Source organism: Candidatus Neomarinimicrobiota bacterium, from assembly GCA_018647265.1.
Lineage (GTDB): Bacteria > Fidelibacterota > Marinisomatia > Marinisomatales > TCS55 > TCS55.
On record JABGTK010000097.1, the window covers coordinates 1 to 4,416 of the forward strand.

Below are 4,416 nucleotides of genomic sequence, written 5' to 3' on the forward strand. Positions count from 1 at the left end.
GCTATATACCGCTTATATGAACTTAATCAACAAAAACAGGATACAGCAAGTACCGTCTAAACCGGGTGTTTACTTTTTCAAGAATGAAGAAGGAGGCATTATTTACATCGGGAAGGCTAAGAATCTTCGTAATAGGGTGCGGTCTTATTTTCAGCAGAGTAAATATCAATCGGCCAAAAATATAACTATGATAAAAAGAATTGCCGATGTGGAATGGCTGGTGGTGAGAAGCGAAGTGGAGGCGCTCCTGACGGAAGCGAACCTCATTAAACAGCATCAACCTCATTATAATGTGAGTTTGAAAGATGATAAGTCTTTTCCTTATATCCGAATTACAAAGGAGCCATACCCAAGGGTTTTTATTACTAGAAATATTGTTCGTGATGGGTCAAAATATTTTGGTCCTTATACTGATGTCATGCATTTGCGCCGGTCTTTGAAGGCTGTTCATAAGATATTTCCCGTCCGTAGTTGTGATTACATGATAAATGACGAATCAATCACTGCACAAAAGGTGAGCCTTTGCCTAGATTATCACATTAAAAAATGTCAAGGGCCATGCGAAGGAATGGTGTCTGAAAAAGATTATAATGATATGATCAAACAGGTGATTCAGTTTTTGCAGGGGAGGACCAAGGAAACGGAAGTATATATCAAGACGCAAATGGACAATGCGTCTGGTGAAATGCGCTTTGAAGATGCGGGTATGTACCGAGATCAACTTCATGCCATTGGACGATTTAAAGATCGGCAGCGCAAAGTAACGGCGGATTTTGAGGATAGAGATGTTTTCGCTTTGGCCAAAGAAGAAGATTACGGTATTGCCGTTATTGTCCGTATTCGCAATGGACGCATTACCAGTCGTGAAAAGATATCGCTTCGAAATTTAGATGAATCTGATGCTATTATGATGGAAACCATTATTACGCGTTTTTATTTGGAATCGGATTTTATCCCTAAAGAAATATCATTACCGACTGAAGCTGAAAATTCGGTTCAATTAATTAAATGGTTGAAAGAAAAGCGAAATGGCGCCATTCATTTGACTGTGCCACAAAAAGGTGAAAAATCAAAAGAAGTTCGATTGGCCTATCAAAATGCAAAATTACTATTAGGCGAGTGGATGATTAACAGGAAAAAACGCCGAGAACTTGTGCCGAAAATGCTCAGTCAACTCCAGGATGATTTGCAAATGAAAGTACCGCCGCGACGAATTGAAGGATTTGACATTTCTCATTTGGGCGGTACAAATACGGTAGCATCCATGGTGTGTTTTATTGATGGGAAACCGAGAAAATCGGAATATCGAAAATTCAAGGTAAAGACTGTAATGGGAATTGATGATTATGCATCTATGCGAGAAATTGTATTTCGCCGCTATAAACGAATAAAAGAGGAAGGAAAAGGACTTCCAGATTTAATTCTCATTGATGGGGGAAAAGGACAGTTGAGCATGGCTGTCTCAGCGCTACGAGAATTGGGTTTGGATTATTTGCCTATTGTCGGTTTGGCAAAACGATTAGAAGAAGTTTTTGTGCCGGGGCAGTCTGAAGCCCAATCAATACATAAGCAATCGCCGGGATTAATCTTATTACGACGAATTCGGGATGAAGCACATCGTTTTGCCATTACGTATCAAAAACAAAAACGAACCGATTCAGTCACCAAATCCATTTTTCATGAGATACCGGGAATGGGAGAAAAACGGGTGAAAAAAATATTGTCGGAATATAAAGATGTAAAAACGATTGCTGGACTAAAACCGGAAGAATTGAAAGAACGATTGGGGTTTCCTGTATTAATCGCGGAGGCGATTATTGAATTGGCGAAAAAAAATAAGTAGTTAACACCAAACTTTGTTTACTGCACCACATGTTAATATTGCGGTTTTTTATTGGGAAATCGTTCAACCAATTACCGTGCTTCAATATGTAATTTCACCGGCCGATTCAATTGATTTAATAATGGCCGACTTCATTTAATAATATTTTACCTTAGATATATTCACCCCTTTTTTGATTGGATCGGGGTGGAGGGTCATGATCTTTTCAGAATCAATCAAACAGTAAATCCATTTTCTTTCATCCAGTCATCCGAAACAAATTTGCCTAAATAATTACGTATACCATCAGCGAGTATGCAGAGGCATTTTTGTCCTGCGTCTAATGATTGTGCTGCTTGGAGTGCTGCCCAAACCACCGTGCCGCTGGAGCCGCCGCAAAGCAATCCTTCTTCCTTGATTAATCGTCGTGCCACATCAAATGAATTTTGATCATTGATTTTTACATATTGATCCACGAACGAATTGTCCAGCACATCGGGGAAAAAGTCGTATCCAATTCCTTCTACGTGGTAAGGGAATATTTCATCGCCGCCACCGAGAATTGAACCAAATGGGTCGGCGCCAACAATTTGGATATTGGGATTCTTTTCTTTTAGTTTTTTTGCAATTCCCGTGATAGTTCCGCCAGTACCCACACCGATGACAGCCATATCCAAGTCGGCGCCGAAATCATTCCATATTTCTTCCGCAGTTCCATCATAATGGGCATCAGGATTATCGGAATTTTCATATTGATCTAAAATGTGTGAATTGGGGATTTCCTGTTGCATTCGTTTGGCCACTTCAATCAATCCTTCCGGATCATCATGAGCTGCTTCGGTCGGTGTGCGTACCACTTCTGCGCCAAGCGCTTTAAGAGTATATTCCTTTTCCATACTCATTTTTTCAGGCATAACGATAATCATGCGATATCCCTTCACCGCTGCCGCGAGTGCGAGACCAATTCCTGTATTTCCTGAAGTTGGCTCAATTAGCGTGTCGCCAGGTTTAATGCGTCCGGATTTTTCTGCATTTTCAACCATACGGCGGCCGATACGATCTTTTAAAGATCCGCCTGCATTAAAAAATTCACACTTGGCATATAAATCACAATTTAATTCTTTGCCGACAGAATTCAGTTTAACAATTGGAGTATTTCCAATGGCACCTAAAATATTTTCTAAAATCATGGGATTGCTTTCTTTAAATCATTTTCAACAAGTAATTTCGTAGCCTAGAAATTAATGTAATTAGACTGGAGTTATATCAATGAACTTACTGGATGGAAAGATTTGTATTATCACTGGCGGCGGCCGGGGGATCGGAAAAACCACTGCAATCAAATTTGCGGAAGAAGGCGCCAAGATTGTTATTGCCGAATTTGATGAAGAATCTGGGCAATCAACTGCTGATGCTGTTGGAGGATTATTTGTCAAAACTAATGTAGCGGATAAAGGAAGCGTGGATGCGTTAATTCAATCCACCATGGATGTTTATGGCCGTGTGGATGTGCTGGTGAATAATGCTGGTATTCTCATGGATAGCACATTGGTTAAAATGGAAGAAGAACAGTTTGATCGTGTGATTGAGGTTAATTTGAAGGGCGTTTATCTTTGCTCTCGCGCAGTGGCAACAATCATGAAAGAGCAGGGCAGTGGTGTAATTTTGAATGCGTCATCGGTTGTGGGACATTATGGAAATTTTGGTCAAACAAATTATGTGGCCACCAAAGCGGGCGTAATTGGAATGACAAAAGTATGGGCTCGCGAATTGGGCAAAGATGGCATTCGAGTGAATGCTGTGGCGCCGGGATTTATTAAAACTGATATGACGGCCCAAATGCCGGAGAATATCATTAAAATGATGGGAGATAAGGTGCCGGTCAAACGGTGGGGAGAACCAGAAGATGTTGCAAATGCATATTGTTTTTTGGCCAGTGATGAAGCATCCTATATTAGTGGCACTGTATTAAATGTTGATGGTGGAGTTGTGGTCTGATGGGGAAGATTATAATTATATCGGCAACCTCTCAGAATAATTTGTCTTTGGCAAAAGATCTCAAAATTTTATTAGATGAAATGGGTGCTGAAAGTGAAATGTTGAATCTGGAAGATGTTGATCTGCCACTATATACTCCGAAAAAATCAGGCCCCACAGAAAAGATCGATGCACTATCAGAAAAATTCAAAGAATCAAATGGATTTGTATTTTGCTCCCCTGAATATAATGGCGGCGTTGCACCTATTCTTTCCAATGCGTTGTCGTGGATATCTGTAACAACAGATGGGTGGCGCGACGGGTTTAATGGAAAATTCGCATTAATCTGTACCCATAGTGGTGGTCCCGGTGGGCGGTTTTTAAGCAGCTTTCGTAGTCAATTAGAACATTTGGGCACCAATGTTTTGGCAAGGACTATTTCGGTTTCAAACCACAAACCCCTGAATGCAGATTCGGCTAAACGAATCCTTCAAGGATTGGTTGACCTCGTATAAAAAAATAGGGGACGCATAATCGCGTCCCCTACGACCCGATATTTAACCGATCTTAATTTGACGTATATCCGGTTTGACTTCTTCTGCTTTTGGAATTGAAAC

Annotated in this window: 4 protein-coding genes; 3 read left to right on the forward strand and 1 reads right to left on the reverse strand. The window is 40.6% G+C overall.

Features of this window, described 5'->3' with window-relative positions:
• Positions 1-16 precede the first annotated feature (16 nt).
• Positions 17-1,843 (forward strand): excinuclease ABC subunit C, encoded by a 1,827-nt coding sequence (locus HN459_05445; protein ID MBT3478891.1) that lies wholly within the window; start codon positions 17-19, stop codon positions 1,841-1,843.
• 215 nt (positions 1,844-2,058) lie between these two features.
• Here HN459_05445 and HN459_05450 read toward each other — a convergent pair whose 3' ends face one another.
• Positions 2,059-3,012 carry a pyridoxal-phosphate dependent enzyme gene (locus HN459_05450; GenBank protein ID MBT3478892.1) on the reverse strand — a complete coding sequence of 318 codons (954 nt, stop codon included), beginning with the start codon at positions 3,010-3,012 and terminating at the stop codon, positions 2,059-2,061.
• Positions 3,013-3,091: 79 nt separating this feature from the next.
• Here HN459_05450 and HN459_05455 point away from each other — a divergent pair, with 79 nt between their 5' ends.
• Together HN459_05455 and HN459_05460 are read left to right on the forward strand one after the other, a co-directional pair.
• A complete protein-coding gene (locus tag HN459_05455; protein MBT3478893.1) occupies positions 3,092-3,820 on the forward strand; it encodes a glucose 1-dehydrogenase in 729 nt (242 codons plus the stop codon).
• Positions 3,820-4,314 (forward strand): NAD(P)H-dependent oxidoreductase, encoded by a 495-nt coding sequence (locus HN459_05460; protein ID MBT3478894.1) that lies wholly within the window; start codon positions 3,820-3,822, stop codon positions 4,312-4,314. Before HN459_05455 ends, HN459_05460 begins: the two co-directional genes overlap by 1 nt.
• Positions 4,315-4,416 lie beyond the last annotated feature (102 nt).